Here is a 26,234-nt window from a genome sequence, read left to right as displayed (position 1 = left end):
CCGCTCCGGGGCACGTTGATCGTCTCCCAAGGCAGGTAGCGCCGTGCCATGCGCCTATTTGGCATGGCGTGGTTTGCCGTGAACGAGAGGTAGAACGTGCACTTACGCAGACGCTTAACCCTGGCTGCGGCGGGCGCCGGTCTGGCGGTAACCGCCTCGATGCTGGCCCCGGTTTCCGCTACGGCCGCTCCGGAACAGCTGACGGCGGAAGTCGGACAGCCTGTGGGCCCGACGGGCGAGATGCCTCAGCCGAAGGCGGCTGGGGCCGTCGAACTCGATGGCGCGATCGGCTGCGCAGCCGCGCAGTCCCGCTTGGACAGCTATGCCGAGCAGGGTGTCGAAACAGTCGGGTGCATCGACCAGACACCGGCCGAAGATGACAGAACCGGGACGTCTGTCGCCCCGAAGTCAGTGGCGGCGCAGCCGGAGTCCGAGCCGGTGACGGCGGAGGCCAAGTGCAGTGTCGTCGTCGGGCAGTGGTACTACACCCGGCTCGATGCCTGCGGGTCGGCCAAGCTCACGTACGACGTGATCGACACCCGGACGAAGAAGAAGATCGGCGGGGCGACGTTCACGGCCAGGCAGGAGTTCGTGCTGGATGGCAAGAGCGGCAATTGGAAGACGGACGTTTCCCTGAAACAGGAGTCGGCCTGGGGTGAGGCGAAGGCGCTGCGCGCTTCGTGGAAGACGGAGTGCATCGCCGCCAGTGCCTGCGCTGCCGGCGGCGCGTGGACGGGCTCACAGCCGATCACCGTCGGCAAGACCCTCTACGGCGGTACCAGCCATCAGTGGAAGGCTGGCCAGAACGTCGAAGGCTTCCGCACCAAGACCACCGTGACGGTACTCGGCGCCGGCCAGGTCCTGCTGTCCCCGGCCACGTTCGAGCCACCAGGGAAGATGACCATCCGCTGTGACAAGACCGCCAGCGGATCGAGCGTCGGCTGCGTCTTCCCCTCCTTCACCCCTACCCTGGTCCTTCCGCTGAACCACCGCGGACACGCCAACGTTGCCTGGTCAATGCAGTACCTCACCGACCACTGGGGCTGGGAAGGCAAGGGAAGCCCGCTGACCCGCGAAGCCGACGACGCGGTCAGCCAGGCCAACCGCGGCAAGGTCTGCGATTCGACCTTCACGAAGGACCCGACGGTCCCTGATGACAGCTGCGACGAGTTCCCCTTCGCCGCCACCAACCAAAGCGGCGCCCAGCTGGGCCTCTCGGGCAAGGACTGTGCACAGATCCGGCCGGACATGCCCTCGAACGGTCGGTACACCGTCACGTACATCAACAACACGTCTGGGCGCCGCTGCACCATCGGCCACGTCCCCAACAAGGAGAACGGCTCCGTCGGTGGATCGCTGTCCAGCTTCTACCAAAACAACCGCGTGCTGAACGACGAGAAGTTCTGGCTCGCCGTCCAGTAACTTCCCTGGCGGCTCGGCTCGTCAGCGGCCCCGGGGCACCCCGGGGCCGCCTTGCGCGCTCAGGCTTTGGGCCGCTTGCGGCCCTGCCCAGGTTCGGTCTTCGCGCTGCCGGCCAGGCGGGGAGCCGGAAACAGGCCCACTGGGCCTCCCGAGGTGTCCGCGGGCCTGGCGTTCGAGGCCGGGTCACTGCGGTCTTCTGCTATGGCTTCCGGACCGAGGCCCATGGCCGGAAGCTTGCCCGCCAGGGCCAGCACCGTCTCCTCCTGCGACAACGTCACCCTCGTCACCTCGTGGAGCAGAGCCAATCCGGGATGGCGAAGCCCAGCGGGATCACCGTCCCCAAGGCCGACCCGTCGCATCGATTCCTCAAGGAAGTCCGGTTCCTGCCCGGATCGCTGCCCTGGACTCAGCGTCTCGAACTGGGCAAGCAGTACCCCGTCGCGCCAGAAGGCGATCGTTTCCATCGCGTCCGCGTAGGAGCAGCAGATCAGCTCCGTTCCGCTGGAAGCGGCTTTCAGCCTCTCGGAGAGGCTGCTCCACATGCTGGCCGGCTCCAGCACATACGCCCACTCGCCGGATTGCCCAGCCCGCGCTGCACCCCAGGTCCAGTAGTCCTCCATGCCTGCCCACACGAACTCGTTCGCCTCGTCCTCGTCGTGTGGCTGGAACATCTCCGTTGAACTGCCCCCTAATCGTGACAGCAGGTCCCGACCGGCCAAGCCTCTGCCCAACGTCAGACAGTGCGTCGGATACTCGTCGGCGATCCACGCCAGCGGATTCATGCCCGCCCCTTCCTCAGCAGCATTCGGTGGCCAGCCATCGTATGGACCTTGCCGACCCGCACCTGGCTGAGTCTGGCTCCGCCGCATCCTCGAAGCATCGCCATTCGTTGGGTGGGGCTGGTGGTGCAACGCTTCAGCTAAAGCGGGATGCGGCGCTCCGACTGGCCCCGCCTCGATGCTCGGCGAGATAGCGTCCCAGCTTTCCCACCTGCTGCTTGAGGAACCAAAGCCCTGGTGGCAGCGTCTTCCCCCCAGCTCGGTAATGGATGACGGGGGTGGGTTACGCATGGGTGTGGTGCTGCCAGGATGGGCGGATGAGATTCTCGACCTGATCGGGATCTCGTGGCCGAACGTGGACGAGGACGACTACCGCGAGATGGCGACGGCCATGCGGGAGTTCTCCGGCGACATCCGGGACGGCGCAAGCCACGCTCACGACTCGATCCAGGCCCTGGTCTCCTCCGCCGGCGGCGGCAAGGCCGCCGAGGCGCTGAACGCCCACTGGAGCAAGGTCAACGGCACACACCTGACGAAGCTCGCGCACTGCGGCGAGCTCGCCGCCACCGCTTGTGACGGCGTAGCCATGCTGATTGAGGGCGCCAAGCTCAGTGCGATCGTCCAGCTCGGCATCCTGGCCGCCGAGGTCATCGCCGCCCAGGCCGCCGCCCCCTTCACCTTCGGTCTGTCCGAACTCGGCGCGCTAGGAGCCACTCAGGCCACCCGGGTGATCGTCAAACGCCTCTTCAAGGAGGTCTGCCAGCAGGTCACCGAGCATGTGGTCAGCATCGCCCTGACCCCGGTTGAGGAAGCCCTCACGGCGATGGTCGGCGACCTGGTCATCCAGCTCGGCGCCAACGCCCTCGGTCTGCAGAAGGGTGTGGACGTCGGCCATGCGGTCGATGCCGGGAAGGACGGCTTCCGACAGGGCGTGCAGGGGGCCAAGGATTCCGCGGCCGGAATGCAGCTGCTGAGCGCTGGCGGCGGCAGCGGTGGTGCAGGCGGTGGCGGCGCCGGTACGGGGTTCTCCTTCGATCCGGGCGCGCACGACGATGCTGTCAGCGGGCTGGAGAGTGCTGGCAGCACCTTTCGGCACAAGGCCGGCGGGAAGATCGGCAAAGCCAAGGGGCACCACGCCCGGACCAAGGGCAAGGACGCCATGGCCGATGCTGCCAGCGGCATGCTGCACAAGGTCGTCGACGGGATCGAGGACTGCCTGAAGCGGACGGCCAAGCATCTCGATGACGACATGTCCCGTGGTGTCAAGCAGATGAAGAAGAACCATCACGAGAACGACGCGGGAATCGCGACGGAGATACAGAGTCTCGGCAAGAAGGGTTCCGGTGGCCCTGCTCCGGCGTACTTCGTCGACGACAAGGGGAAGGTCACTCGACTTACGGATCAGGGGCACCAGGACCTGACCGATGAGGATCGCAGCCGGCTTGCCCCGCTCGGGCTTCAGGACGACAGCGTACCCAAGAGGCAGGCGTCGAAGTACCCGCTGCCGGACAAGGCCGACCGGAAGAAGAAATCGTCTCAGCAGGTCGGTTTCGGAAGTACCGATCTGTCGCGTGCTACGCGCTCAGCGCGCGACGCCGAGAGCGATTACGGGAGATTGAAGAAAGATAAGTTCACGAGCCGGAACTACGCTGCGGCCCGGTATGGCGAGCGGGGCGCCGATGATGAGTTCATTCTCGTCGGGCGAAGTAAGTGGCCTGGGGCGCACTCGGAGCGTCAGATCGGCATTCCGTTCCTTGATTCAGGCACGACCCATGGGATGAGAGAGCTCTACACGGAGCGTGAGCCATGCACGTCAGGGAAGGGGTCGGTGGACTGTAGCGCCTGGATGTCGAAGTACCTGCCTGACGGGGTGCAGGTTTCTCATAGCGTCGAGTACGGGGAGACCGAGGAATCAAAGAAACGCGGCAATGACCAGATGAAGCAGTACCTTGACGGAATCAGGCCGAAAAAGAAGTAGAGATTGGCCCCGCGATGCCGCTTCCGATAAGGTGGCGGAATCAACAACTAGCAGCGACAGGATGAAATATGGCACAGCTCACCAACCGCTCATTGATGGAGTCGGTGTTCCCTCTGGAAGAGCTCGTGACACTGCGGGAAGAGAACCTGCCGGAAGGACTGGACGAAACATCCCGGTCAGTGCTGACCAGCGTCGGCCTCCCGGATGACCGGAGCTCCTTCTTCTTCGTTGACGGGCGCCTTACCGACGAGGAACCGGTAGGCAGGTTCGCCCGCTGCGCAGAACTCCCCTGCTTCTCCCAGTATCAGGACATGCCCAAGGGCTGGGAGAACTGGCTGGTGATCGGGGGGATGTACGACGACGGCGTGGTGCTGGATCCCGTGTCCGGGGCTGTGTACTGCCTGCCGGACGGCGAGTACACGGCCCGTCCGCTGAACCGGAACCTGGACTCCTTCGTCTACTTCCTGTACTTGCTACAGTCCGAGCGCCCCAACTACGACTTTTCGGTGTCGGAAGACGTCGATGACTCGGAGGACGTGGCCATGTCTCTGAGGGAACGGATGATGCACGTCGATCCGCTTCCTTTCGAAGGTGTCGAGCCGGCGTGGTCGGAGGACTTCGACTGGGACGCCGACGACGCTCCTGCGCTGCCCGCGTGGGATCGTGTGCTCTGGGACGTTCACGAGTCGGTCGGTTAGGCGGAGTTACCCATGACAATCCCGGAGAATGCCGTGCGCCGCTTCGAGGCCGAGGCCGTCTTTGATGGTGCCAGCGGGCTCCCGAGCGTGCAGCGGATCGCGAACGTTGCGGTTCCTCTCCAGGTGGGGCCGTACTTCGAAACAGCTCACGACGAGCCGGTCCCGTTGCACGAGTACGCGGACTTCGTCGGGCGCCGGGTAGTGCACGAGAACACCCAGGCGTGGGCGCGTCTCGGCTCGGACCGCGGGTTCGAGATCTGCGCCGGCCAGGACGGGGCGGTGCGTGCGGTGCTGCTGGGCATGGACGAGGCGGTGCGCCCGGTGAACGCGACGCCGGAGGCTTTCGCGCAGTCGCTCGGAGCGCTGGATCACGCTTTGCAGGCCATCCTCACCACGGACAGTCCGCAAGCCGCCAAGGCCGCGTTCGAGCAGCTGGAGCAGCGACTGTGGGCCGTCGACGCCGCCGCGTTCGCTGGGCGGGAGAACTGGTGGCCGCTGGTGCTCGACGACCTCAAGGACACGGCGAGCACCGAATGGTTCGCGGCCTTCGAGGTCGTCAACGGTCAAGGTGAGAAGCAGATCTTCACGGAGTCCGGAGGCATCGGGATCCATCCTGAGCAGAAGCTGTGGCACAAGCTTCGGCAGGCCGGCGTGCGGCCGGAGCAGGTGCTGCGGATCCACACGGAGCTGGAGGCGTGCTTCATGCCCGGCCACTACTGCTCGCTGTGGCTGGGTGAGGTCTTCCCCGACGCGCAGCTCACGCACAACTTCCCGTACGGAGAGAGCGCCGACTCACGGGCCGAAGGCATCCAGCAGCTGCGGGAGGCCGCTGCTGAGCAGCCGCCGCAGTAACGCCACGGACAAGGGAGAGGGGTAGAGGGGAACTGTGGCCACTGTCTTTCCGGCTTTGGACATCTCCGCTTGGCCGCACGTCGAGGGCGTGCCCGACAAGCAGCAGCTGTTCGACTGGGCCGTCGATGCCAACGCAGACCGCCCGCCGCTGTGTCTGGTGCGCGGCGCGAACGGCAGCGGCAAGAGCCGCCTTCTGGCGTGGTTCCTGGCGGGAGCCTCCACAGCCGGCCATCCTCGGGTGACAGTTCACGCCACCATCCCTGCCGCCGGGCTGACCGCGGACACGTTCGCCTGGGACCTCGGCCGCCAGCTGGGCTACGGACCTCTGCCCCCGGACCGTCTGCTGAACCAGGTCGCCGTCGACCAGCGGCCGACGCTTCTCCTCGTGCCCGACCTGCACCACGCCGGACGCGGCGCCGCACCCGACCTGCCTCAAGCCAACCCGGCGACGCTCGTCACCGAGCTGCTCGGGCCCCTGCTGGCGCTCCCCCACGTCCGCGCTGTGGTCGAAGTCGGCGACTCGGAGCTGCTCGCTGATCACCCTGCCGAGGTCATCGAGGTGCAGCCCACCGCCGGACACCAGCCGGCCGGCGAGGTGTCCGCCGGGTTCGTGGATCTCATGGCGGCCGTCCCGAGGACCGCCGACGGGCGCCCTGATTGGGCGCAGGCTCCGGTTGGCGTCCGCGAGCGCGTGCTTGACCAAGCACTGCACAAAACGGGCGGTCAGTCCACTGCAGCGGTCCAGCAGCTGCTGATCGACCCCGGCTTCCTCGTCTACGGACCGGCCCGCGCCATCACCGCGGCGATGGACGACGAACGCCTCCCGCTGCCTGCCGGGGCCCGCCGCATCTGGCGCCGGGCAGCGCCCCAGCTCACCGCGGCCGAGCACAGCCCAGCCGGGCGTGCTGCGCTGCTGCACGCCGCAGCTCTCGGTGACAACGACCGCCTCGCCGCTTACCTTCGCCCCCTCACCGAACAGCACTCCTGGACAGCGATCTGGGCACAGCACGACACCCCGGCTAACACCCAGTGCCTTCTGCAGGGGGCTGACCGTCAGCTGCTGGTCGCTGATCCGCTGGGACGACTGCGCCTGGTCGAGCCAGCAACAGGCCAGCGCATGGGACCGCTGCCCTCGCTGACCGGCATTCGCCCCGCGGGTCTGGCCGGGGCCGGCGCTGACGCGCTACTGGTACTCGGCGATGGCGGTGCTCTGCAAGCGGTGACGGCCGATACGGAAGGGGCAGCCGCCACGGTGCTCGGGCACATCGTCGCCCACCACTCCCGGGCCCGCCTGTCTTCAGAGGGCTTGCAGCTCACGGCTCTCGGGTCCTGTGCACAGTCCTCCCAGGTCGCCGTCGGTGACACCAGCGGAGCGGTCCATCTGTGGTCCCTGACCGAATACGCGCCCACGCCGCGAAGCCACCGCCTTCACACCGTTCCGGTCACAGCCCTCACCTGCCTGCGGCTGCCCGACGACGGCCCTACCCTGGTCCTCAGCGCCGCCTTCGACGGGTCCATCCGGATGTGGGAGACCGCTCAGGAACCGATGGACAAGCCCGTCGACCAGCGCCCCGCTCTCGTCACCGCACTGGCCGCCGCCAACACGCCCGCCGGCCCGGTTCTCGCCGCCGCGTGGAACGACGCAGAGCTGCACGTCTGGGATCTGCTCAGCGGAGAAGCCCGGACCCTGCCCCTGCTGTATCGGTGCAGCAGCCTCACCCTCACACCAGACGGCCAGCTCTCCATCGGCGGCCCCGACGGCCTCTATGCTCTGCGGCTCCCACTCGACCGCCTTTGGAACTGACGCCACGGTGCCCCGCCGCCCCAAGGAACCGGCCAATTCTTCACAGCACCGAACCGTCAGACCGGGCGTGTCGTTAGCTGACGCCCAGGGCGGGACCGAGGAAGCCCCCTGTGCACGCCGACACCAGGCACTGCACCTGCGGCTCAGTGAGCACGCCGCGGGAGAGCTCGGCGCCCGGCCGAGCCCGTGCTCCACCTCGATGCCCCGGCCCAAGCCCGAGCCACGCTGGCCGTCGGGCTGCGCAGGAGCTTGGCGTACGGCACCCCGACGCCGGCTCTTGCACATCGGGCTCGACTGATCCCGTACGGACGGCTCCGCCTGCGCTGTCAGGCCGGGCCCGGGCGTGCGGACATCAGCGGTGGTCAGCGGCTGCCGGTTGCTGGAGCAGCCTGCCCGGAAGGTGGCCGGGGTCACTGTGGTCGTCCCTGGTGGGGTAAGCGTGACGGCTACGCGACGGACCTTCGCCGACGTTGGCAATCAGCAGGTCAGGGAGTGTCGTGGGCTTGGCCTTGGGGATGATGGTGGATCCAGGACAGGCCGCCGAGGTCGAGACGGTGGCGGGCCCGGGTGACGGCGACGTAGGCAAGACGGGCGTCGGCTGCGTCGATCGGCGGGGGGACGGGGCGGCCGTGCTCGTCTTTGTCGCCGGTGTCACGCGGCGGCTGGAAGTCCTCGGCGATGCGTACGGAGGGCCATTCGCGGCCCTTGGCCTTGTGGGCGGTCGAGATCGTCACCTCGGCCTGGTCTTCGGGCACGAGCTGGTGGACCGCGGTGAGGATGGCGTCGGTGCCGTGGGTGTCGACCAGGTCGACCAGCGGTTGCAGGTCGCGGCCGGCCGGGTCGTGGGCGGCGTAGTCCTGCAGTTCGCCCCAGCAGGTGAACAGCACGAGTTCCTGGTGGTGGGTGCGGCGGCCCTCCTTGAGGTCGCGGGCGGCCAGGGCCAGGGCCCGCAGGCTCTCCCCTCCCCCGGCCAGGGCCACGCGGTGGCCGAGCGCGAGCTGCTGCAGGACTTCACCCAGAGCGCCGACGTTGGTGCGGCACAGCACGGCATCCGCCCCATTACCGGTCCCGATTGCAGTAGGCACCGTGGCGCTCCCGGTCAGGCGCAACCGGGCGCCGGCGAGGCTGAGCCAGCGGTTGGCTTCCCGGGCCAGGTGGGGGCCGAAGCGAAAGGAGCGGGACAGGGCCAGGGCGGTGCCGTCGAAGCCGGTCATGACATCTTTGGCGCCGCGCCAGTGGTAGATGGCCTGGGCGGAGTCGCCGACCATGACCAGCTGGGCGTGGTCGCGATGGGCGGTGAAGACCTGTTCGACGACGGGGTTGGTGTCCTGGGCCTCGTCCAGCAGCAGGAAGTCGGCGTCCAGGCGGGGGTGGGTCAGGGCCCAGATCTTCAGGTAGTGGTCGTGGTCGAAGCGGACGATGCCGTCGTCCGTGCGCTGCAGGTCGCCCCAGGCTTTCTGGGCGAACGGGGTGAGGTAGTGGGCGAGTTCGGCGTGCAGCGCCTGCTCTTCGAGGCCGCGCAGCACGGGGACGTGGTGGTGGGTGAGGGCGGGGTCGGCGGAGTGGCAAAAGCGGGTCACGGTGCGCAGGACGGCGTAGGAGAGGGTCTTGGGCGTCAGCAGGCGCTCACCGATCTGCAGCACCTTGGTCAGGCCGAGGTCCTGGGCGGTGTGCCAGGCGGGGCGGCGGGGGGCGTTCAGGCGGCCGGCGTAGCGGTGGCCGGTGGCGGCGAAGGCCAGGGCGTGGGCGGTTTTGCAGGTGACGGTGGCGGGGAAGCGGGTGGCGGCGTCGTGGGCGATGGCGCGGTTGTAGGCGAGGTAGCGGCCGCGTCGCCGGGTGCCGTGGGCGAGCAGGGCCAGGGTGGTGGTCTTGCCGGTGCCGGCGCCGGCCTGCAGGGCCAGGTGGTCACCGGCGTGGAAGCGGTCGGCCGCGGCGGCCTGTTCGTCAGTGGGCTTCATGATCGGGGCTCCGGGGTGGGCTGCCTGACGGTCCGGGAATGCGTCACAGGCTGCTGGAGGGCTTGGCAGTCCGCGGACGGCGGAGTCGGCGCGAGCGAGGACATGGGCCGGACCGCGAAGGAGGCGGGCGTTGGGGTGTTACGGCCGGGTGCGGTGGCGCACGGTGGTGGGCAGGCGTGGGTGGATGTGCTGGTGGTGCAGGAGCGGGTCGAAGGGCTCCCACTGTGTGCGGGCGCTGTCGGGAGCGGCCGGGGCGGCGGCGTGGGCGGGGCAGCGCTGCGCGCGCCAGCGCAGCTGCTCGCTGTAGGGCAGGCGAGTCAGGTCGTAGACGGCCATGAGGGTGTCGGGCAGGGGCAGTTGGCCGGTGGCGGGTGCGGCGGGCAGCAGGGCCCAGGTGCCCGGCGGGGTGTCCGGGGCCAGGAGGAGGTGCGTGCAGCGGTGGCGGGTGCGGGTCTGAGCCACGCACCGCAGGTCCTCGACGGGGTGCGGGGCGAGGTAGTGCACGTACAGCAGGCGCACGACGGGCCGAGCCGGCCGGCAGAGGGCGGTCGGTGGTGCGGGTTCGGCGGGCGGTGGCGGAAGGGCTCCGGCGTCCTTGAGACGGCGGGTGCGCAGGGCCAGCCGGCGCTGCAGGTCGCGCAGTTGAGATGTGGAGGCGGGTGGGGTGCGGGCGGGGCACAGCACTTGGTGGGTGATGCGGCACCAGGGGCTGCCGTCGCTGGCGGGGTGGGCGATGCCGGAGCTCAGGTGCCAGCGCTCGTCGGCGGGGACGGTGGCACGGGGCAGTTCGGTCGGGTGCAGCGGGATGGGGCGGCCGTTGGCGCGGTAGCACCATTCGATGGGGTTGCCGCAGTGGTGGCACCGGTCGCGCTGGGCGCTGCGCAGCAGGCGGCTGGGGCTGTCGGCGGCAACGCGCAGGGAGCGCCCTGGGTGGGGGTGGCGGGGGCTGCCGTCCCAGTGGCGGCCGGATGTCGGGGAAGAGCACATGGCGGTGAAGGTGGCAGGCGACCCGCCCCGGATGGCTCGTCGCGGCCCGGCGGGTCCCCTGGATGGCCGTGGCGAGCCGGACGTGCGTGCGGCGCATCGGTCTGGCGTTCGCAGCCGGTCACCGGTTCGAGTGATTCGCCCGCCGGGGTGTGCGGCAGCGTCGACTGGTCAGCTGGGGGTGTCGGCGGGGGGCGTGTGGCCGTCGCACAGGGCCGCGAAGAGCCGGTCGAGCGGGGTGCCCAGGGCATGGGCGAGGGCGTGCCAGGTCTTGAGGGTGCCGATGGTGCGGCCCTGCTCGATTTCGATGAGGGTGCGCCGGGCCAGGCCGCTGCGGGCGGCGAGTTCGTCGTACGTCCAGCGCCGCTCGGCCCTCAGCCGTGCCAGTTCCAGGCGTAGCGCGGTGAGGTTCGGGTCGGGCGGGAAGATCGTCACCCCACCATCCGAAGGGGCAGACCCCTGCCCTGTCAGTGCAGACCTCTGCCCTATTTGTGCAGGTGAGGCGCCGGAGACAGCCCTGCGGGAGGGCAGAGGTCTGCACTACGGTGCGGCCGACCCCCGCCTGCGACCGGTCGCGGTAGCGGCCACGAACTGCATCGGATCAGAAAGGAAGCGGGCCCCATGAGGCGCACCCCCACGCACGCCGCGGTGCGGCGCACCTGGACCGTGGAGCTACGCCCACAGCCCGGCGGACCAGTACTCGACTGCCCCCACTGCACACCGCGCACCCGCTCGCTTGTGGCTGGGGCGGCGCGCTCGGCGGCCTTGCGCCACCTCGCCCGGCACGCCCGCGACGACGCCCTGCCGTCGCATCTGCGCACCTGCCAGTGCCGCGCCCACGGCTGCCCCTGGCACCCGCCGCACCGTGGCTGCACCGGCCCCGTCCTGCTCGTCCTGGCCAGCGACCGCGGCGGGCGCCGGTGGCGGCTGGCCGATGCCTGCACCGCCTGCGCGGCGGCAACCCCTCATGCCGCCGTGGTTCCGGACACCTTGCTCATCCGGCCCGTCCCCCGTACCTCGCCCCGCCACCCGGTCGCCCACCGGCCGGAACCGGGCGGGCAAGCGCGCGTAAAAGAGATGCTCACCTACCTGGCAGCCGCCCTCCCCCGCTTCTGCTCCCCCACCGCCCGGCTGCTCGCCCTGCAGTGCGCACTGCGCGCGAACCAACGCGGGCACGTCCACCTTCCCGGGGGCCTGCTGCGTGGAATGCGCCTGGGCGGCCACGCGGTGCCCTGGCACGAACTCACCCACGCCGGCTGGCTCTGCCCCGCAGCAAGCACGAAAAACACCCACACCGGCGTGGCGGCGCGACTGCTGGATCCCGCCGTCCTGACCCAGGCCCCTGCCCGCGGCGACCGGGCACGTGCCGCCCACTGGGCCCTGCAGCCAGCCCCTCTGACCATCCCCCGCGAGGTACCGCCAGCCGTCCACCTGGCCGCACTCGTCCTGGCCACCCACACCGCCGATGACACCGGCAGCGCCGAGACCGAACAACTCACCCGGCTCACCGGCCTCCCCCTCACCCAGGTAGAAGACCTCCTCGACCGCCTCGTCCTCACCCACGCCCTGGACACCTGGCACCGCGACGGCCATAACGAGAGCCTGCGCTGGCACCTGCCCAACAACGCCATTTGAACGACCTCGTCCCGCCATATTCATTCGATCGACTGCTAAGGGCGCCAGGGAACCGGGAGGCGCATATCCCTTCAGCTAGCCCAGCCTGGGCCAGGCCATCGATTCGCGGTTGCGCATCGCCCTCGGCACGTCCGTCGGTTCGCCGCTAGCAGCGGGCGTCATGTGGTCATGGCGATCATCGCGGCCCTGGCCTTCGTCTTCTCCTTCGGCAACGTCTGGGCGCTCGCCCTGCGGCTCGGTGTTCCCCGTCCGATCGCGCCGCTGATCGCCCCCATGGTGGACCTGTCGGTCGTCGGGCTCCTGGTCGCGCTGCGGTTCCTGGCTCTGCGCGGGGTGTCCAAGGCGGAGTTGCGGGCCGGTACCAGGCTGCTGCACCTGTGCGGGCTGCTCACCCTCGCGCTGAACACCGCCGAACCGCTGCTGACCGGACGCTACGGACGGGCCTGCCTGGACACGGTCGCCCCGCTCCTGCTCCTCGGCTGGGGCCACGTCGGCCCCGCCCTCCTCGCCCAGTTCCACACCCCCACCCCGCATCTGGAGGACGCCACCACTCCCATCTCCGCGCCGGTGCCAGACGAAGCACCCGCACCCGAACCAGCACCCCCGGCCCCCGTCCCGGTCACTGTCGCCTCGCCGACCGAGGAACCGCCGACCGCCCCGGCTCCCGCCGCCGTCACCCAGACGGCCCGACCCGCCTCCGGCCCGGCCCTGCCTGCCGCCCTGCTGGACGCGGCCCGGCGCATCGCGGACACCCACCGTGCCGAGCACGGGACCCCGATCACCGCCGCCCACCTGGGCGCGCGCATGGGCATCGCCCTCCCGGTGGCCACCGCCGCACTCGCTCAGCTCTGAGCCCCAGCCCTCACCGGCCGCATCCCCTCGCGCCACCCCACGTCCACCCGATGGGCCTGGTTCGTCATGCCCCGAGCAGCACCAACACGCCTTCCTGCCTGGCTGGGTGCTGCTCGGGGCCACCCACCCGACAGAAGGGACACGCCCCGAATGGTCACCCTGGACCTGCGCCACGTGGCAAGCCCCGCCGTACGGGACCTGCTCCACCTCGTCAACCATCCCGACTTCGACCGCGCACAGCAGCAGATCGAACGCCTCGGCGGCTGCACCGAACCCGTCCGCCTGACCGGCCACACGACCACCGTCGACACCACGACCGGTGAAGTCCTGCGCTCCTACTCCACCAACACCGAGCCCACCGGCAGCCTGCTCACCGCGTGCGGCAACCGCCGTGCCTCCCGCTGCCCGGCCTGCTCCCGCCTCTACGCCGCCGACACCTACCACCTCATCCGCGCCGGCCTCTCCGGCGGCAAGACCGTCCCCGACACCGTCCGCACCCACCCCCGCGTCTTCGCCACCCTCACCGCCCCGACGCCCGGCACTGCCGCTGCGGCACCCGCCACGACCCCGCAGACCCGTTGCTCGGTACGCCGCTCAATCCGGCGACGTACGACTACGCGGGCGCGGTCCTCTTCAACGCCCACGCCTCAGCCCTGTGGGCCCGCTTCACCACCTACCTGCGCCGCGAACTCGCCACCCGGCTCGGCATGACGCAGAAGGCCGCTCGCGCCGTACTGCGGGTGTCCTTCGCCAAGGTCGCCGAGTACCAGAAGCGCGGCCTGGTCCACTTCCACGCCGTCGTCCGACTCGACGGCCCCGACGGCAACACTCAGCCCCCACCCTCCTACGCCACCGAGACCCTCGCCTCCGAACGCCGCATCGCCCTGCCCACCGAGTGCATCAACTCCCTCAAGATCCACCAGGGACAGCAGCGAGAAGCGCGCCAGACAGCCGGATCGGCCTGGACGGACAACGGGCTCGTCTTCACCACCCCGAACGGCAAGCCTCTCGACCCCACCAACCTCACCCGCCGCTTCCGCCGCCTCCTCCACAAGGCAGGACTCCGGACGATCCGCTTCCACGACCTCCGCCATTCGACGGCCACCCTGCTCCTGGAACAGGGCGTCGACCTCGTCGTCATCAAGGAACTCCTCGGCCACGCCCACATCGGCGTCACCGCCGGCGTCTACGCCCACGTACGTCTCCGCCTCCAGCGCCAGGCCATTGACACCCTCGGCACCGCCCTCGGCCCGACCGACACCCCCGACGACCCACCCACCGCAGCCGTCGTCCGCTGACGTTGCCGTCAGCGTTGCCGTCAAACGCCCGGGAGCCCCCGCCGATTACCGCTTGGGGGCTCCCAATGTGCGCCTGAGTGAACTCAGAAATCCTCGGCAATTCCTTCTTCGGAACGCCGGGAACATTGGCCACTACGACAAGTTGTGCCAGGCGTGGCTACAAGTTCCTCGGCACTCCGTTTCTCTTCGTCGCGTGTCAGCTACTGCGAACGTAGACACGAGGACGCGAAATGATTTCACGTACTCGCCGGAGGGTAGATTTATGATCTTCCCCATCTGTTCGAGAATCGGTTCCCGGACAATCAGAACTGCCGGGGTCATGGTCGGCTTGACGCCTGATCGCAGAAGCCCCTCACGCGCATCGTTCACCGTCGCATGGGCCTGCATGGCGTAGCGAACGACCTCGTGCAGTACCACCTTCTGCTGAGCCTGTTCCAACGAGGAGAACCAGGCCACAGCATCATCCAGGGTGCGGAGCCCTTGAGCGACCTCGTTGATGATGCGCTCTGATGCCCTCAAGTCCTCACCTGCTCCGGGGCTCGAATACCACATACGACCTATTCCGATCCAGCTCTGCATAGTCGGGGCGGTTCGGATTGTAGCTCTGCCAGAAGTCTCGACCGCGACCGCTCCCTTCACCATCACCTGTTCCTCTTGGCAGCGAATTCTTGACGCTGTGACGAGTCCTGGACGGACCAGACAGGATGTAGTCCCAGTCTGACGTCGGGTTGGGGGTTCCGTTTGCGCGACTTCCGACCACGATGATTGGCTGCCCTGCCTTGTCGGCGGCATTCTGAATTCGCTTGGCATCATTCGGGCTGATACCAGCTTCCGATGCCGTTCTCAGGCCAGGCCCACACCACCCGTTGGAGTTGTGAACCAGGACCGGAGTCTGACCAGCCAGCACATAGTACGTGTGCACGCCCTGGACCGTCAGGTCGTATGTACGCTGCTGCTTCTCGTAATGGCGGACTGTGGAGACCTCAGTCGCCCCCTCCGTGGAGGACAGCAGCCGCACACCAGGGTGAAGGCTCCCGGCCTCCACCCAATTTCCCTTCTCGGGAACCCAGAAGGGGTGGTTGTCCGTGGCGGTTAGGACCCCCTTGCCGCCCTCGCCCTTCACCTCGATCTCGGCGAATTTCTTGTCGTCTTCTGTACGGATAACAGCGACAACCGGGCGGGATTCAGTTTTACCGGTGACAGGGTCGGTCACCCTGACCTCATCACCTGGTTCGACGTCCTTGATGTGCTTCTTTTCCCCGTCTGCCAGCAGCACATCGGTATCACCCAGGAAACTGTGACAGGGACCGGAACTTCCGGCCTTCGCCGCACCCCTGAGCCCCTTCACTGCGGGCATCGGGCCAGCTCCCGCATGATCAGTGCCGACGAACTTCATCACTTCAGCGATGAAGATGTCATAAAAGTAGTCCCTGGCCTTCTTCGTGCAGTTTTCCGATTCGTAGCACGCCGCCAGAGCCACCCCGGCGATGACGTAGTCAGGAACTCCCCCCTCCATCCATGAGTTCTGCCTCTCTCGCTCCCGCATGGGAGCTTCGAGCGCCTCGTAGAAGCGATGCGGAACTGCTTCACCCTTGGAGATGGGGTAGCTCATCCCCGTGTTGCCGATGCGGTAGGACCGCGGCTTCGAGGAACCGCCGCCGGTATACCTCCGCCAACTCCGTTCGGACTGTTTTCTCCCCCACTGGACGTTTTCGGTGGTACCGCAGCCGTGCGGGCAGCCGTGGCCGCCGGGGGCGTACCCGTAGCAGGCTCCGGGGTTCTCGCAGCCGCCGGGCATGAGGCCGGTGGGGTCGGGGAAGGTGGCGGGGTTGTTGTTGCCGTAGGTGTAGCCGTTGATCTGCTGGGGGTCGGCCAGGTCCATGATCGGGTCGACGGAGAGGAAGCGGCCGATGGCGGGGTCGTATTCGCGGGCGCCGAGGTGGACGAGTCCGGTGTCGGCGGTGTCGTCGGTGCCGCCGACGAAGCCCTTGGTGCCGGGCCAGGTCTTCGGGGCGGTGCCGCGGGGGGTGCCGAAGGGGGTGGTGCGGCGCTGTTGCAGGGACAGGTCGGCGGTGGTGACGGCGAGTTGGCCGGTGTCCTGGTGGTCGGCGAGGGTGACGGTGTAGGTGCCGTCGTCGGCCAGGACGGCCTGGTGGCCGCCGCCGAGCGGGATGTAGCGGGTGGCTTCGGCCTTGGCGGCGTCCTTGCGCAGGGTGAGTTCGGTGGTGTCGAGGTAGAGGGTGGTTTTGGTGGGGGTGCGGGCGATCAGGCGGGCGCCGTCGGCGTCGTAGAGGTAGGTGGTGGTCTGCTTGGCGCCGCCGTCCTTGGCGGGCTGGGTGACTTTTTCCAGGTGGCCTTCGGCGTCCCAGGTCAGGGACTGTTCGTCGCCGCCCAGGATGCGGCTGGTGGTGTTGCCGGCCGGGTCGTAGCCGTAGGTGTCCTTGGCGGTGCCGGTGGGGCCGGTGGTGGTGACGGACGCCAGGGTGTGCGACTGGGGCTTGCCGGGGCCGGGGTAGGCGTAGGTCTTCGTGGTGTCCTTGGCCGTCTCCCCCGCGGGGTCGTGCTGGGTTTCGGTGAGGCGGTTGCCGGCCTTGTCGTAGGTGTAGCTCTGCCAGTACGGGGCCGGGCCGCCGAGCAGCTTGGCGGCCGGGGCCGCGGCGCAGCTCTTGTCGCCCTGGGCCCAGGCCTGGCTCAGGCGGCGCAGGTGGTCGTAGGTGAAGCACTGGGTGTCGGTGCCGGTGCGCGAGATGTCGGAAATGGCGGTGACGTTGCCGGCCGGGTCGTAGCCGTAGGTGGCATACCGGTCGACGCCGGCCTGGTCCTGGCGGTCGACGCGGGCGGTGGCAAGGCGCTGGGTGCCCCATTCGTAGGTGTTGGTGGCCCAGGTCTTCTTGATGCCGTAGGTGTCTTTGGTGCCGCCGAGCTGGTACTGCAGGGCCTTGCCGGTCAGGGAGTAGGTGACATCGGCGCGTACGCCGCGGCCGTCGTAGACGGCGAGGGGGCGCAGGGTCTGGTCCTGGTAGGTGTAGCTCCAGCCGCCGCCGGGCAGGGAGCCGGCCGCGGAGTAGCCGCGGCTGCCGACCAGGCCGCCGGCGCGGTAGGCGGTGGTGTCCTCGTAGGTACCTTGCAGGGCGCCTTCGGAGGGCGGGATGACGGTGGCGGCGCGCTGGATGCGGTAGAGGCGGTCGTACTGGGTGACCTTGCGGGTGTAGGGCTGGCCGTTGACGTAGCGGGTGGCCTCGGCGAGCTGGCCCTTGGCGCCGGGGAGGGTGTCGTAGACCCATTTGGCGCGCAGGGGGCCGTCGGGGGCCTTTTCGCGCAGGGCGGTCTTGCGGCCGAGGTTGTCGTAGACGCTGGCCAGGGTGGTGCCGCGGGCGTCGGTGTTGGTGGTCTGCTGGCCGCGGTCGTCGAAGGTGGCGGTGGTGGTGCCCTTGTCGGGGTCGGTGGTGCGGATCTGGCGGCCGAGCTGGTCGTAGGTGTAGGTCCAGGTGTTGCCGGCCGGGTCGGTGACCGTGGCGAGCTTTCCGACGGGGGTGCGGGTGTAGCGGGTGGTGTCGTAGGGGGCGTCGGCGGTGCGGGTGTGGTGCTGGCGCAGTTCGGTGGTCTGGCCGCGGGCGTCGGTGAGGGTGGTGGTGGCGGTGGCGCCTTCGGGCGGGATGACGGTGGTGCGGTCGCCGCCGTAGCGGGTCTGGGTGACGGCCAGGACGGTGCCGCCGTCTCCGTTGCCCGCGATCTGGCGGGCTTCGGTCTCGCGGCCGAGGCCGTCGTAGGTGTGGCGGGTCTGGCTCTCGACGCTCAGCGCGTTGTCGGGGGCGAAGAGGGTGGGCCCGGGTGCGCCGGTGGTGTAGTAGGGGGCGAAGGTCTTGGCGGTCAGGCCGCGTTCGTCGTAGAAGGTGTCGCTCAGCAGCCGGCCGCCGTCGGGGCCGGGGGCCTGGGTCTGGCGCGGGTGCTGGAAGCCGTCGAAGAGGGTGTAGGCAGTCAGGTGCTTGCCGCCGTCCTCGTCGAGGGTGCGGGTCGCGACCGCGACGGGTTTGCCTTCTTCGATGCGGTAGCTGAACTGGTAGGTCGGCAGAAGGTTGGTGCGGCGGTCGGGCAGCCAGACCTTCGCGGTGCGGCCGAGGGCGTCGTAGGTGATGGTGGTGCGTTTGCCGTTGGTGTCGGTGGTGGCGGTCGGCTGGCCGCGCAGCGCATCGGTTTCGGTGGTGGTGGTCTGGGCGGTGGTGGCGTCGCCGTCGGTGGCGGGCGGGCCTGTCTGGGTGGTGGTGGCCGGGAAGCCGGTGGCGGGGGTGTAGGTGGTCGTGGTGGTGCGGCCGTCGGTGCGCGGGGTGCGCGCGGGGGCGGCGTCGCCGCGGGCGGTGAGGTCGGCACTCAGGTCGGTGGCGGTCAGGGGCCGGCCGTAGGCGTCGAAGGTGACGCCGGATTCGAGGTAGGTGGCGGTGGTGCCGTCGTGTTTCTTGAGGACCGCGGTGGCGGTGGCGTCGCCCTTGGTGGGGGCGGTGCCATAGGGGGCGGTGTCGTAGGCGGTGCGCTGGTCGCTCAGGACGTCCTTGGCGCGGTCGGGGGTGGCGGTGCACTTGACGGCGACGGTCTCGGTGCGGGAGGCGGCGGCGAGGATGTTCTTGTCGGTGTTGGTGGCGTAGGTGGTGCGGGTGCACTGGTCGTCGTCGGCGGTGGTTTCGTCGGCGAGGTCCTCGTGCTGGACGGCGCGGCCGGCGGTGGTCTCGTAGGTGGTGGTCTGGGCGGTGGTGCGCCACTTGGTGCCGGCGCCGTCGTCGAGGGAGGTGAAGGTGCGGGTGTGGGCGGTGCCGGTGAGGTTGGCGGTGATGGTGCCCCAGGCGCGGGTCTTCTTGGCGGTCTCGTGGTGCCAGGGGCGGTTGACGGTCTTGGTCAGGACCTTGCCGCCGGGGCCGGAGTAGGTGGCGCTCTTGTAGGCGAAGCCGGCTGCGGCGGGGTGGTCGGTGAGGGCGTCGCCTTCGCCGTCGGCGAGGGGGACGGTGACGGCTTTGGTGGCGCCGGTGGTGTCCTTGCGGTCGCCGTCCATGCCGCGCAGGAAGTAGGTGTCGGCCTGGGTTTTCATGCCGTCGGCGCCCTGGCCGCCGGTTTTGACGCGGACGTGGCCGTAGCCGCGCCACTGCGACCAGGTCTTGAACTTCTCCTTGGTCAGGCCGTCGTCATCGTCGAAGTGCCAGGCGGCGTCGCCCAGGTACTCGTAGCGGGTGACCTGGTCGGGGGCGCCGCCGGTGCGGTCGGTGGCGGTCACGGAGGTGACGAGGTACTTGTTGAACCACTGCCGGTCCGGGTCGTCGCTGGCGGTGCCGCCGATGTACTGGGGGTAGCAGCGGGTGGTGTTGGTCTGCGGGGTGGGCAGGTCGTCGAAGCTGCAGGCCGGGGCGGAGTAGTTGACGTCGAGCTGGCCGCCGGATTCGTCGGCGACCGTGGACAGGCGGGCTTTGATGAAGGGGGCGTAGCCGTCGCCGGTCTTGTCCAGGCGGTTGGCGAGCTGGGTGTAGGCCAGGGTGGTCTTCGGCAGGGTGACGGCGGGGGCGGCGGTGTGGCCGGTGTGCTGGATGGCCTCGAGCAGGAGCTGGTAGTCGACGTCCGCGCTGCCCCAGCGGTAGCTGAGGGCCCAGGAGTCCACCGGGGTGGGCTTGTTGTTCTGGAAGACCTCGGTGGTCACACTGGTCAGCCGTTTGCGCGTCCAGAAGGTGGGGCTGAAGCGGCCGTTGTCGCACTTGGTGGCGGCCTTGCAGTTCAGGTCCCAGGGGGTGTCGTACCAGTAGAAGGCCTTGGCGTCGATGGTGTCGGGCTCGCAGGTGACGCCGGCCTGGGGCAGGCAGCGCTCGGCGGTGGTGTAGCTGACCCGGGCCAGCGGGGTGCCGGCATAGAGGTCAGCGGCCTTTTGGCCGTAGTCGGTGCGCTTGAGGTAGCCGCCGCGGATGTAGGGGGTGTCGTCGTCTTCCTTGAGGTTGCGGCCGTAGGAGTTGGTCTCCTTGCCGTAGAAGTAGGAGACGGCGTTGCCGTGGGGGTCGACGATGTAGTCGAGGTTCCAGCGCCAGGCCTGCTGGCACCAGGCGTCCTTGAAGGCCGCGGCGTGGCAGGGCTCGCCGCTGTCGTCGCCGAAGACGGGGACGGTCCAGGTGGAGTCGGTGGTTTCCTTGCCTGCGGTCCAGCCCGGGAGCCGGTGGTAGCCGAAGTAGTAGCGGGTGCCTTTGGGGTCGGTCAGTTCCCAGTACTCGTTGTCGTTGTCGCCGTTGGCGCGGTCGGCGGAGGTGAGCTTTTTGATGCGGGTGCCGTCGTCGCCCTTGAGCTTCCAGGCGTTGTCGCCGGCGGGCACGAGTTCGCCGGCTTTGCCGTTGAAGGTCAGGAAGGCGTTGTCGTAGCCCCAGCACAGGTCGGCGGGCTTGTCGCCGTCGGCGTTCTTGACGTCGTCGTCGGCGCAGGGCTTGTAGCGGCGCTCGATGAAGCCGGGCCACATCTCGAAGCCGTCGCCGGCCCAGGAGGCCTGGTTGTTGGTGCTGCCGGTGCGGCCGTCGAGGGCGCCGGAGGTGTACGACAGGCCGACGTCGGGCTTGAGGCCGCCGGGCACATCGGGCACCGGCATGGGATAGGACCAGGTGAAGTCGCCGGTATTGAGGTTGGTCTTCCAGCTGGCCGACGGGGACAGCGGGGTGGCCTGGTAGTCGCTCTTGTCGCCCTTGTCCGCGGCGGCGGCCGCCAGGACGGTCGGCGCCCCCTGGCGCAGGCCGACGGCGGAGGCGGTCAGGGTGTGCTGTTCGGTGTCGTTGGCCGTGGGCAGCGCGGTGGCGGCGCGGCAAGCTGATTTGTCGGGGGTGGTCAGAGCGCAGGCGGGCAGTTGCAGCAGCCTCAGGCGGGAGGCGTAGCCGCCGCCGAAGGCCCCGGCGAAATCGGCGTAGCTGACGGTGACTGCGACCGCGGCCTTGCCGGGAGCGGCTGCTGCAGATTTCGGGGCGGGCTGGGGGGTGAGGGTGAACAGCATGCCGTCGAGGCCCACCCGCTGGGCACGCTGGTGAGCCAGCACTTGGGCGGTGACGGCGGCGGGAGTTGCAGCGCGGGCTGCCGCGGGGTTGCCGGCGGCTTTGCCGGTGCCGGGGTGCGGGGCGGGAGTGAGGCTGAGGGGCAGGCCGGCGGCCTTGGCGGAGCGGGCACCGGCGGACTGCGACAGGTTGATGGTGGCCGTGCCGGGGCGGGGCCAGGCCGCCTTGGGCGCCTCGCGCGGGGTGGTGGGGCCCTGCTGCAGGGTGCGCGGCTTGATGAGGCTGGCGGTCTTGCCGGGGACGGGCTTTTCGGCAGCGGGCAGGGCGGGGCGGTTGGCGATGTCGGCGGCCGGGGCCGGCGGCGCGCTGGTGACCTGCAGGAGAGCGCCGACCATCACTGCGGACGCCGCCAGGGCGATCTTGCGCCGTGCTGCGGCGGTCCGGCGTCGCAGTGCCAGGGATTTGCGGGCTCTGGCCTTGCCGTTCATCGCTGTTCCAACCCTTCGCTGCGACACCCGCGGCCCGTCGCAGGGCGGGGTGACAAGAGGTTTTAGAGGAAGACGGGGTGCTGCGCCGGGCCGCGGGCAGACGGTTCGCGGCCGGGCGCTACGGCTGGGGGACTTCGGTGGGTACGTCTTTCCAGTGCTCGGCGAGCCAGCGGACCTGCGCTTCGCTCAGCGCGCCCTGGAAGGTCCACAGGTCATCGACGGCGCCGGGCCAGAACTCGCCCCAGGTGCCGCGGCCCTTGGCGCGGCCGACCTGCAGCGTCTTGACGGCCTGGAAAGAGAGCACGTTCTCGGCCCAGGGGACCAGGTCGGCGCACGCGCTGTTGTCGGCGTTCCCGTCGCCGTCGGCGTCGGTGCAGGCGAGGGCTTCGAGGGTGCCGTTGATATAAAGGCGGGCCTGTTTGGCGAGGCCGTCGTAGACCACGGCCAGGTGGTTCCATTCGCGGACGTCGTGGAAGCCCTGGGCGTTGTCGGCCCGGGTGATCGGGGCGTCGGCGGTGTCCTTGCCGGGCATGGCGAACTGCCAGCGGCCCTGGGCCTGCGGGTCGCCGGGCGTGGGTACGAAGCCCACGGCGAAGGCGCTGGTGTGCTCGCCGTCGGCGCTGAGCAGGGCGGAGGCGCCCTTGGGGACGGCGGCGGCCTGGACCCAGGTGGCGACGGTGAAGCTCTCGCCGGTGTCGACGGGCACGGTGGTGGTGGCGGCGTAGTCGCCGGTGCCGTCGAGCAGCAGTCCGTTGCTGCCCATGAAGGCGGCCTCGGGCGTCAGCTTGGCATCCCCGTACAGGGCCATGGGGCGGGCCGGGGAGAGTGCGTCGGGCGTGGTGACGGGGCCGGTGCCGCTGCTTTCGTCGAATTGCCAGCGGCCGGCGAGCAGCGGGCGGTGCGTGAAAAGCTGCTGGACCTCTTCGGCGGAGACGGGGCGGTCGAAGAGGCGCACATCGTCGATCTGCCCGGGGAAGTAGCTGCCCAGGGCGCCGTCGCGGTAGGAGCCCGCGCCGATCAGCAGGGGGCCGGCGGCGTAGAAGGCGCCGTTGAGTTTGGCGGCGCCGGCTTGTTGGCCGTTGACGTAGAGGGTGAGGGTGTCGGCGATGGTGTCGTGGACGCCGACCAGGTGCGCCCAGGTTCCGCCGGCGGCCTTGGGGCCGGTGGCCCTGACCGGTGTGCCGGTGGGGGCGTCGTCGGTGTACTGGTTGAACACCCAGCGGTCCAGGTCGGCGGAGTAGTACAGCTCGAAGCCCGGGGCGTGGGTGCCGGCCTGGGCGGCGACGACCGCGGCCCGGGAGGGTTTGGTGGTGTCGAGTCTGGCCCAGGCCGAGACGGTGAAGGAGCGGGCGGTGTTCAGGTGGGGGGCGTTGACGCGGGCGTAGGCGTCGGTGCCGTTGAAGGACACGGCGTTTCCGGCGACGCCCGGCACGCCGGGCTTGGCGCCGCCGTGGAACTGGGCGGGCAGCACCTCTGCGCGTCCGGCCAGTTCGGCGGTACCGGGCTGCTCGTCGAGGTCGAAGACGGCGACGGCGGGACGTTCGGGACCGGTGATGTGCTGCTTGGCGTAGAGCTTGGCGACCTCGGGTGTGGTGAGCTGCTTGTCGAAGAGCTGCAGAGCGTCGACGGTGCCGGGGAAGTGGGCGGAGACCTTGCCTTCGTAGGTGGCGGCGCCGATGTACAGGCCGCGCCGCGCGTTCCAGGCGGCGCTGTAGGGGGTTTCCCCGGCGAGTTTGCCGTTGACGAACAGCTGCAGTTTCTTCGCGATGGGGTCGTAGGAGCCGATCAGGTGGGTCCACTGGCCCGGGGTCAGGCCGCCTGGGGCGGGGGCCATGGCCCGCACGATGGGGGCGCTGGGGTCGTCCTTGGCGTACTGGTTGAACACCCAGCGGTCCAGGTCGGCGGAGTAGTACAGCTCGGTGCCGGAGACGCGGTTGCCTGCCTGGGCGGCGACGACCGCGGCGTGCTGGGGTTTCTCGGAGGGGTTGACCCACGCGGAGATCGAGTAGCCGCGGTCGGTGTCGACGACGGGCAGGTCGGCGGCGGCGTAGGCGTCGGTGCCGTTGAGGGACAGGGCGGTGCCCAGTACGCCGTCGGCGCCGGTGCGGGCGCCGCCGTGCAGGCGTGCCGTACGGGCGGGGGCCGTGCCCTTGGCCTGCTGGGCGCCGGCGGGCTCGTCCAGCTGCCAGGCGGCGCGGTCCGGCTGGCCGGCCTTGACGCGGAACTGGTAGGTGCGGATCTCGCTGCCGTTGCCGGCCGCGTCGAAGGCCTGGGCGGTGACGAAGTTCAGCCCCGGGCGGGCGGGCAGCACCATGGCCTTCTGGGGGGCGCCGGCGCTGGTAGCGATCTCGCGGGTAGGCCAGGGGTCGCCGTTGAGGTTCCAGCGGTAGCGGGTGACGTCGCCGGAGGCGGAGGCCAGGGTGAAGGTGCCGTACTGGCCGACGCCGTCGAACCACGGGTCGTCGGGGTTGTCGGGGTCGGAGGCGGGATACTCTCCCGAGGTGACGGCGGGGGCCTTGGGGACGCTGGTGTCGTAGACGAAGTAGCAGGCGGTCGCCGACCCGGCGAACGACCACGGCGAGTACTGGGCACCGTCCCAGGCCCGGGCGTACCAGAAGACCTGCTTGTTGGCGGGGATCGAGGCCGGCAGGTTCAGGGCAAAGCTGGAACCTGACCTTTTTGCAGTGGTGTGGCCCGGCTGCCAGCGGGCGATGGTGCCCTTGCCGTCGCCGGCGTCCCACTTGGCCTGGAACTGCACCGCGACGCTGTCGCCGTCGGGGTCACTGACGTTGTTGGCGTAGATCTTGCCCAGGGTGCGGGTACGGGCCGCGGCCTGGGGCGTCTTGCACACCCCGCCGTACTCCATGGCCAGCTGCGCCATCTTGATCTGCGCGGGCGGCCGGTTGTACTGCACGCGCAAGAACGCCTTGTCGGAGAACCGCTTCCAGCCGTAGCGGTCGCCCTCATCGCCGGCGCGCAGCCCGAAGGTCATCGCCGACCACTGGTGGTCGGCGGCCTCCTGCACCGCGGCCTTGACGTCGAACTCGGCGTCGCGGGCCGCGCAGCCCTCGTAGCCGTAGGCGAAGCTGGAGGTCTTCAGATGCCGCTGCCAGAACCCGTCGGCGTTCTGGGCGTTCCAGGTGGTGGCGGAGGAGATGTCCTTGGTGCGCCACAGCTGCACCTCGCGCGCCGAGCAGGACGCCGCCCAGGTGTTGTGGATTACGAACTCGGCCTTGAGAACCGTCTTGCCGGCGAAGGCGGCGGTCGGTACACGGTAGAACAGGCGCTTGGTGTCGTTGGGCTTGCAGTAGTTCCAGCCGCAGTAGCCCAGCCCCGCGTCGTGGTCACCGTTGAACTTCCACTGCGGGGAGGAGGCCCAGTACTTCGAGGCCACCGTCCAGGCCGCCGCGCGCGGCGAGGACCACTGCGGGTCGATGAAGACCGGGTAGACGGTGTCCTTGCCCGTGAGCACGTCCTTGTCGGGTTTGAGGACCACTTCGTCCTGGCCGGCCGGCACGTGCACGCCGACCGGCGCCAGCTTGCCGGACTCCCCCGCCCCCGGCTCCTGGCCGCCCTCACGCACCGCGGCGGGCCCGGCCCAGGCAGCCTTGGGCCCGGTGGCGCCTTCCCCGGGCCGGCCGGGGCTGGAGTCCCACATCAGCGGGGTGGGCGCCTCGAACACCGCGGCCTTGGCGCCGTTGTCGACCGCCTCCAGTCCCCCGCCCACGGTCTCCTTGACCTGCATTCCCGTCGCGGACAGCTTCAGCCGCAGCTGCGCCAGCTCCGCACTGGCCGCGGCCTGGGCGGACTTGACCACCAGCAATTGCGTGAACCCGTCGGCCTGCGCCCCCATGCGCAGGTCCACCTCCGGCAGCACGTCGCGGTAGGTGGCCGTCGCCCCCTCCAGTACCGGGGCGGGCAGCGGGGCCGGCCAGCTCAGCGCCAGTTCGCGTCCAGTGCGCTGCATGCGCACCAGCGGGGCTGTCCCGCCGCCGGAGAAGCGCAGGTCCACCGTCGTGGCCTTCGGGGCCACGCTGCCGTCGCCGGCCGTCACGAGGTCAGTGTCGATCTCGCGCCACTGGCCCTTGATCCGCGCCCGCACCGGACGCAGGTACTCGTGCGCCTCCAGCTTGCCCTCGGGGGTGGCGTACACCTCCCGGCTCTCCCCGCGCGCCGAGGTCACCTCGACGGTGGCGTCGCTGCTCTTGGCCTGCGCCAACGCGGCCTGCTCGGTGGCGGCTTGGGCGGGACGGGCGGCCGCGGTGCGGGCCGCGGGGGACGGTTGCGCCGTACGGGACTGGGCCTGGGCCGCGGGAAGCCCCGGCAGCAGGCTCACCGACACCGCGGTGCCCAGCAGCCAGACCAGTAACCGGCTGGCGCCGCGCCGTCTGCGCACCGAACGCGTCATCCCCACACCCCGCCCACAAGATGAAGATTCCATGAAGACCGTGGAGCGGGACAGTACGGGCACCGCAGGACGGTGGTCTAGAT

General features: G+C 69.8%; 14 protein-coding genes and 2 pseudogenes. 9 read left to right on the top strand and 7 right to left on the bottom strand.

Annotated elements, in window-relative coordinates; translation table 11 throughout:
* Positions 1-96 precede the first annotated feature (96 nt).
* Positions 97-1,422, top strand: coding sequence for a hypothetical protein (locus ACZ53K_RS33875; RefSeq protein WP_468844344.1), 1,326 nt, complete (start codon positions 97-99; stop codon positions 1,420-1,422).
* 59 nt (positions 1,423-1,481) lie between these two features.
* On the opposite strand, the gene ACZ53K_RS33870 is transcribed toward ACZ53K_RS33875, so the two are convergent.
* On the bottom strand, positions 1,482-2,204 hold the full coding sequence (locus ACZ53K_RS33870; protein ID WP_468844341.1) for a DUF6461 domain-containing protein: 723 nt from the start codon (positions 2,202-2,204) through the stop codon (positions 1,482-1,484).
* A gap of 286 nt (positions 2,205-2,490) precedes the next feature.
* Between ACZ53K_RS33870 and ACZ53K_RS33865 the strand changes: the two genes are divergently transcribed.
* The 4 genes from ACZ53K_RS33865 (at position 2,491) to ACZ53K_RS33850 (ending at position 7,533) form a co-directional block, all read left to right on the top strand.
* Complete coding sequence (locus ACZ53K_RS33865) at positions 2,491-4,179, top strand: WXG100-like domain-containing protein (protein ID WP_468844339.1); 1,689 nt, start codon at positions 2,491-2,493, stop codon at positions 4,177-4,179.
* Positions 4,180-4,247: 68 nt separating this feature from the next.
* Positions 4,248-4,877, top strand: a complete 630-nt coding sequence (locus ACZ53K_RS33860) for an SUKH-4 family immunity protein (protein ID WP_468844336.1) — start codon at positions 4,248-4,250, stop codon at positions 4,875-4,877.
* A 12-nt stretch (positions 4,878-4,889) separates the two neighbouring features.
* Positions 4,890-5,729: a nucleic acid/nucleotide deaminase domain-containing protein gene (locus ACZ53K_RS33855; protein WP_468844333.1), complete on the top strand. Its 840-nt coding sequence runs from the start codon at positions 4,890-4,892 to the stop codon at positions 5,727-5,729.
* Between the two features lie 55 nt (positions 5,730-5,784).
* Positions 5,785-7,533, top strand: a complete 1,749-nt coding sequence (locus ACZ53K_RS33850) for a WD40 repeat domain-containing protein (RefSeq protein WP_468844331.1) — start codon at positions 5,785-5,787, stop codon at positions 7,531-7,533.
* Positions 7,534-8,018: 485 nt separating this feature from the next.
* Here ACZ53K_RS33850 and ACZ53K_RS33845 read toward each other — a convergent pair whose 3' ends face one another.
* The 3 genes from ACZ53K_RS33845 to ACZ53K_RS33835 form a co-directional block, all read right to left on the bottom strand.
* Positions 8,019-9,491, bottom strand: a complete 1,473-nt coding sequence (locus tag ACZ53K_RS33845; protein WP_468844328.1) for a UvrD-helicase domain-containing protein — start codon at positions 9,489-9,491, stop codon at positions 8,019-8,021.
* A gap of 138 nt (positions 9,492-9,629) precedes the next feature.
* Positions 9,630-10,478 (bottom strand): DUF6083 domain-containing protein, encoded by an 849-nt coding sequence (locus tag ACZ53K_RS33840; RefSeq protein ID WP_468844325.1) that lies wholly within the window; start codon positions 10,476-10,478, stop codon positions 9,630-9,632.
* A 168-nt stretch (positions 10,479-10,646) separates the two neighbouring features.
* Complete coding sequence (locus ACZ53K_RS33835; RefSeq protein ID WP_030597009.1) at positions 10,647-10,910, bottom strand: helix-turn-helix transcriptional regulator; 264 nt, start codon at positions 10,908-10,910, stop codon at positions 10,647-10,649.
* A gap of 186 nt (positions 10,911-11,096) precedes the next feature.
* On the opposite strand from ACZ53K_RS33835, the gene ACZ53K_RS33830 reads away from it, so the two are divergent.
* The 4 genes and pseudogenes from ACZ53K_RS33830 to ACZ53K_RS33815 form a co-directional block, all read left to right on the top strand.
* Positions 11,097-12,110, top strand: coding sequence for a hypothetical protein (locus ACZ53K_RS33830; RefSeq protein ID WP_468844323.1), 1,014 nt, complete (start codon positions 11,097-11,099; stop codon positions 12,108-12,110).
* A 168-nt stretch (positions 12,111-12,278) separates the two neighbouring features.
* Positions 12,279-12,962, top strand: coding sequence for a DUF2637 domain-containing protein (locus ACZ53K_RS33825; RefSeq protein WP_468844320.1), 684 nt, complete (start codon positions 12,279-12,281; stop codon positions 12,960-12,962).
* Positions 12,963-13,028: 66 nt separating this feature from the next.
* A pseudogene (locus ACZ53K_RS33820) lies at positions 13,029-13,768 on the top strand (replication initiator); the annotation flags it as partial.
* 45 nt (positions 13,769-13,813) lie between these two features.
* Positions 13,814-14,260: pseudogene (locus tag ACZ53K_RS33815) on the top strand (tyrosine-type recombinase/integrase); the annotation flags it as partial.
* A 132-nt stretch (positions 14,261-14,392) separates the two neighbouring features.
* Here ACZ53K_RS33815 and ACZ53K_RS33810 read toward each other — a convergent pair.
* From ACZ53K_RS33810 to ACZ53K_RS33800, 3 genes are all read right to left on the bottom strand, one after another.
* Entirely contained in the window at positions 14,393-14,812 is a 420-nt protein-coding gene (locus tag ACZ53K_RS33810; RefSeq protein ID WP_468844317.1) for a DUF5958 family protein, read from the bottom strand.
* Positions 14,784-21,743 carry a polymorphic toxin-type HINT domain-containing protein gene (locus ACZ53K_RS33805; RefSeq protein WP_468844314.1) on the bottom strand — a complete coding sequence of 2,320 codons (6,960 nt, stop codon included), beginning with the start codon at positions 21,741-21,743 and terminating at the stop codon, positions 14,784-14,786. Before ACZ53K_RS33805 ends, ACZ53K_RS33810 begins: the two co-directional genes overlap by 29 nt.
* 118 nt (positions 21,744-21,861) lie before the next feature.
* Positions 21,862-26,151, bottom strand: coding sequence for a LamG-like jellyroll fold domain-containing protein (locus tag ACZ53K_RS33800; RefSeq protein WP_468844312.1), 4,290 nt, complete (start codon positions 26,149-26,151; stop codon positions 21,862-21,864).
* Positions 26,152-26,234: the final 83 nt, after the last annotated feature.

The sequence above is a fragment of the Streptomyces sp. NPDC033221 genome (assembly GCF_055577005.1).
The sequence above is the reverse complement of the archived record's forward strand: the minus strand, read 5'-3'. Positions and strand labels throughout refer to the sequence as shown.

What these genes read in the sequence shown, in the direction of transcription:
- ACZ53K_RS33865 (WP_468844339.1), top strand. Translation starts at nt 2,491, where the DNA reads ATGGGTGTGGTGCTGCCAGGATGGGCGGATGAGATTCTCGACCTGATC.
- ACZ53K_RS33860 (WP_468844336.1), top strand. Translation starts at nt 4,248, where the DNA reads ATGGCACAGCTCACCAACCGCTCATTGATGGAGTCGGTGTTCCCTCTG.
- ACZ53K_RS33830 (WP_468844323.1), top strand. Translation starts at nt 11,097, where the DNA reads ATGAGGCGCACCCCCACGCACGCCGCGGTGCGGCGCACCTGGACCGTG.
- ACZ53K_RS33870 (WP_468844341.1), bottom strand. Translation starts at nt 2,204, where the DNA reads ATGAATCCGCTGGCGTGGATCGCCGACGAGTATCCGACGCACTGTCTG.
- ACZ53K_RS33825 (WP_468844320.1), top strand. Translation starts at nt 12,279, where the DNA reads ATGGCGATCATCGCGGCCCTGGCCTTCGTCTTCTCCTTCGGCAACGTC.
- ACZ53K_RS33810 (WP_468844317.1), bottom strand. Translation starts at nt 14,812, where the DNA reads ATGTGGTATTCGAGCCCCGGAGCAGGTGAGGACTTGAGGGCATCAGAG.
- ACZ53K_RS33855 (WP_468844333.1), top strand. Translation starts at nt 4,890, where the DNA reads ATGACAATCCCGGAGAATGCCGTGCGCCGCTTCGAGGCCGAGGCCGTC.
- ACZ53K_RS33845 (WP_468844328.1), bottom strand. Translation starts at nt 9,491, where the DNA reads ATGAAGCCCACTGACGAACAGGCCGCCGCGGCCGACCGCTTCCACGCC.
- ACZ53K_RS33840 (WP_468844325.1), bottom strand. Translation starts at nt 10,478, where the DNA reads ATGTGCTCTTCCCCGACATCCGGCCGCCACTGGGACGGCAGCCCCCGC.
- ACZ53K_RS33800 (WP_468844312.1), bottom strand. Translation starts at nt 26,151, where the DNA reads ATGACGCGTTCGGTGCGCAGACGGCGCGGCGCCAGCCGGTTACTGGTC.
- ACZ53K_RS33805 (WP_468844314.1), bottom strand. Translation starts at nt 21,743, where the DNA reads ATGAACGGCAAGGCCAGAGCCCGCAAATCCCTGGCACTGCGACGCCGG.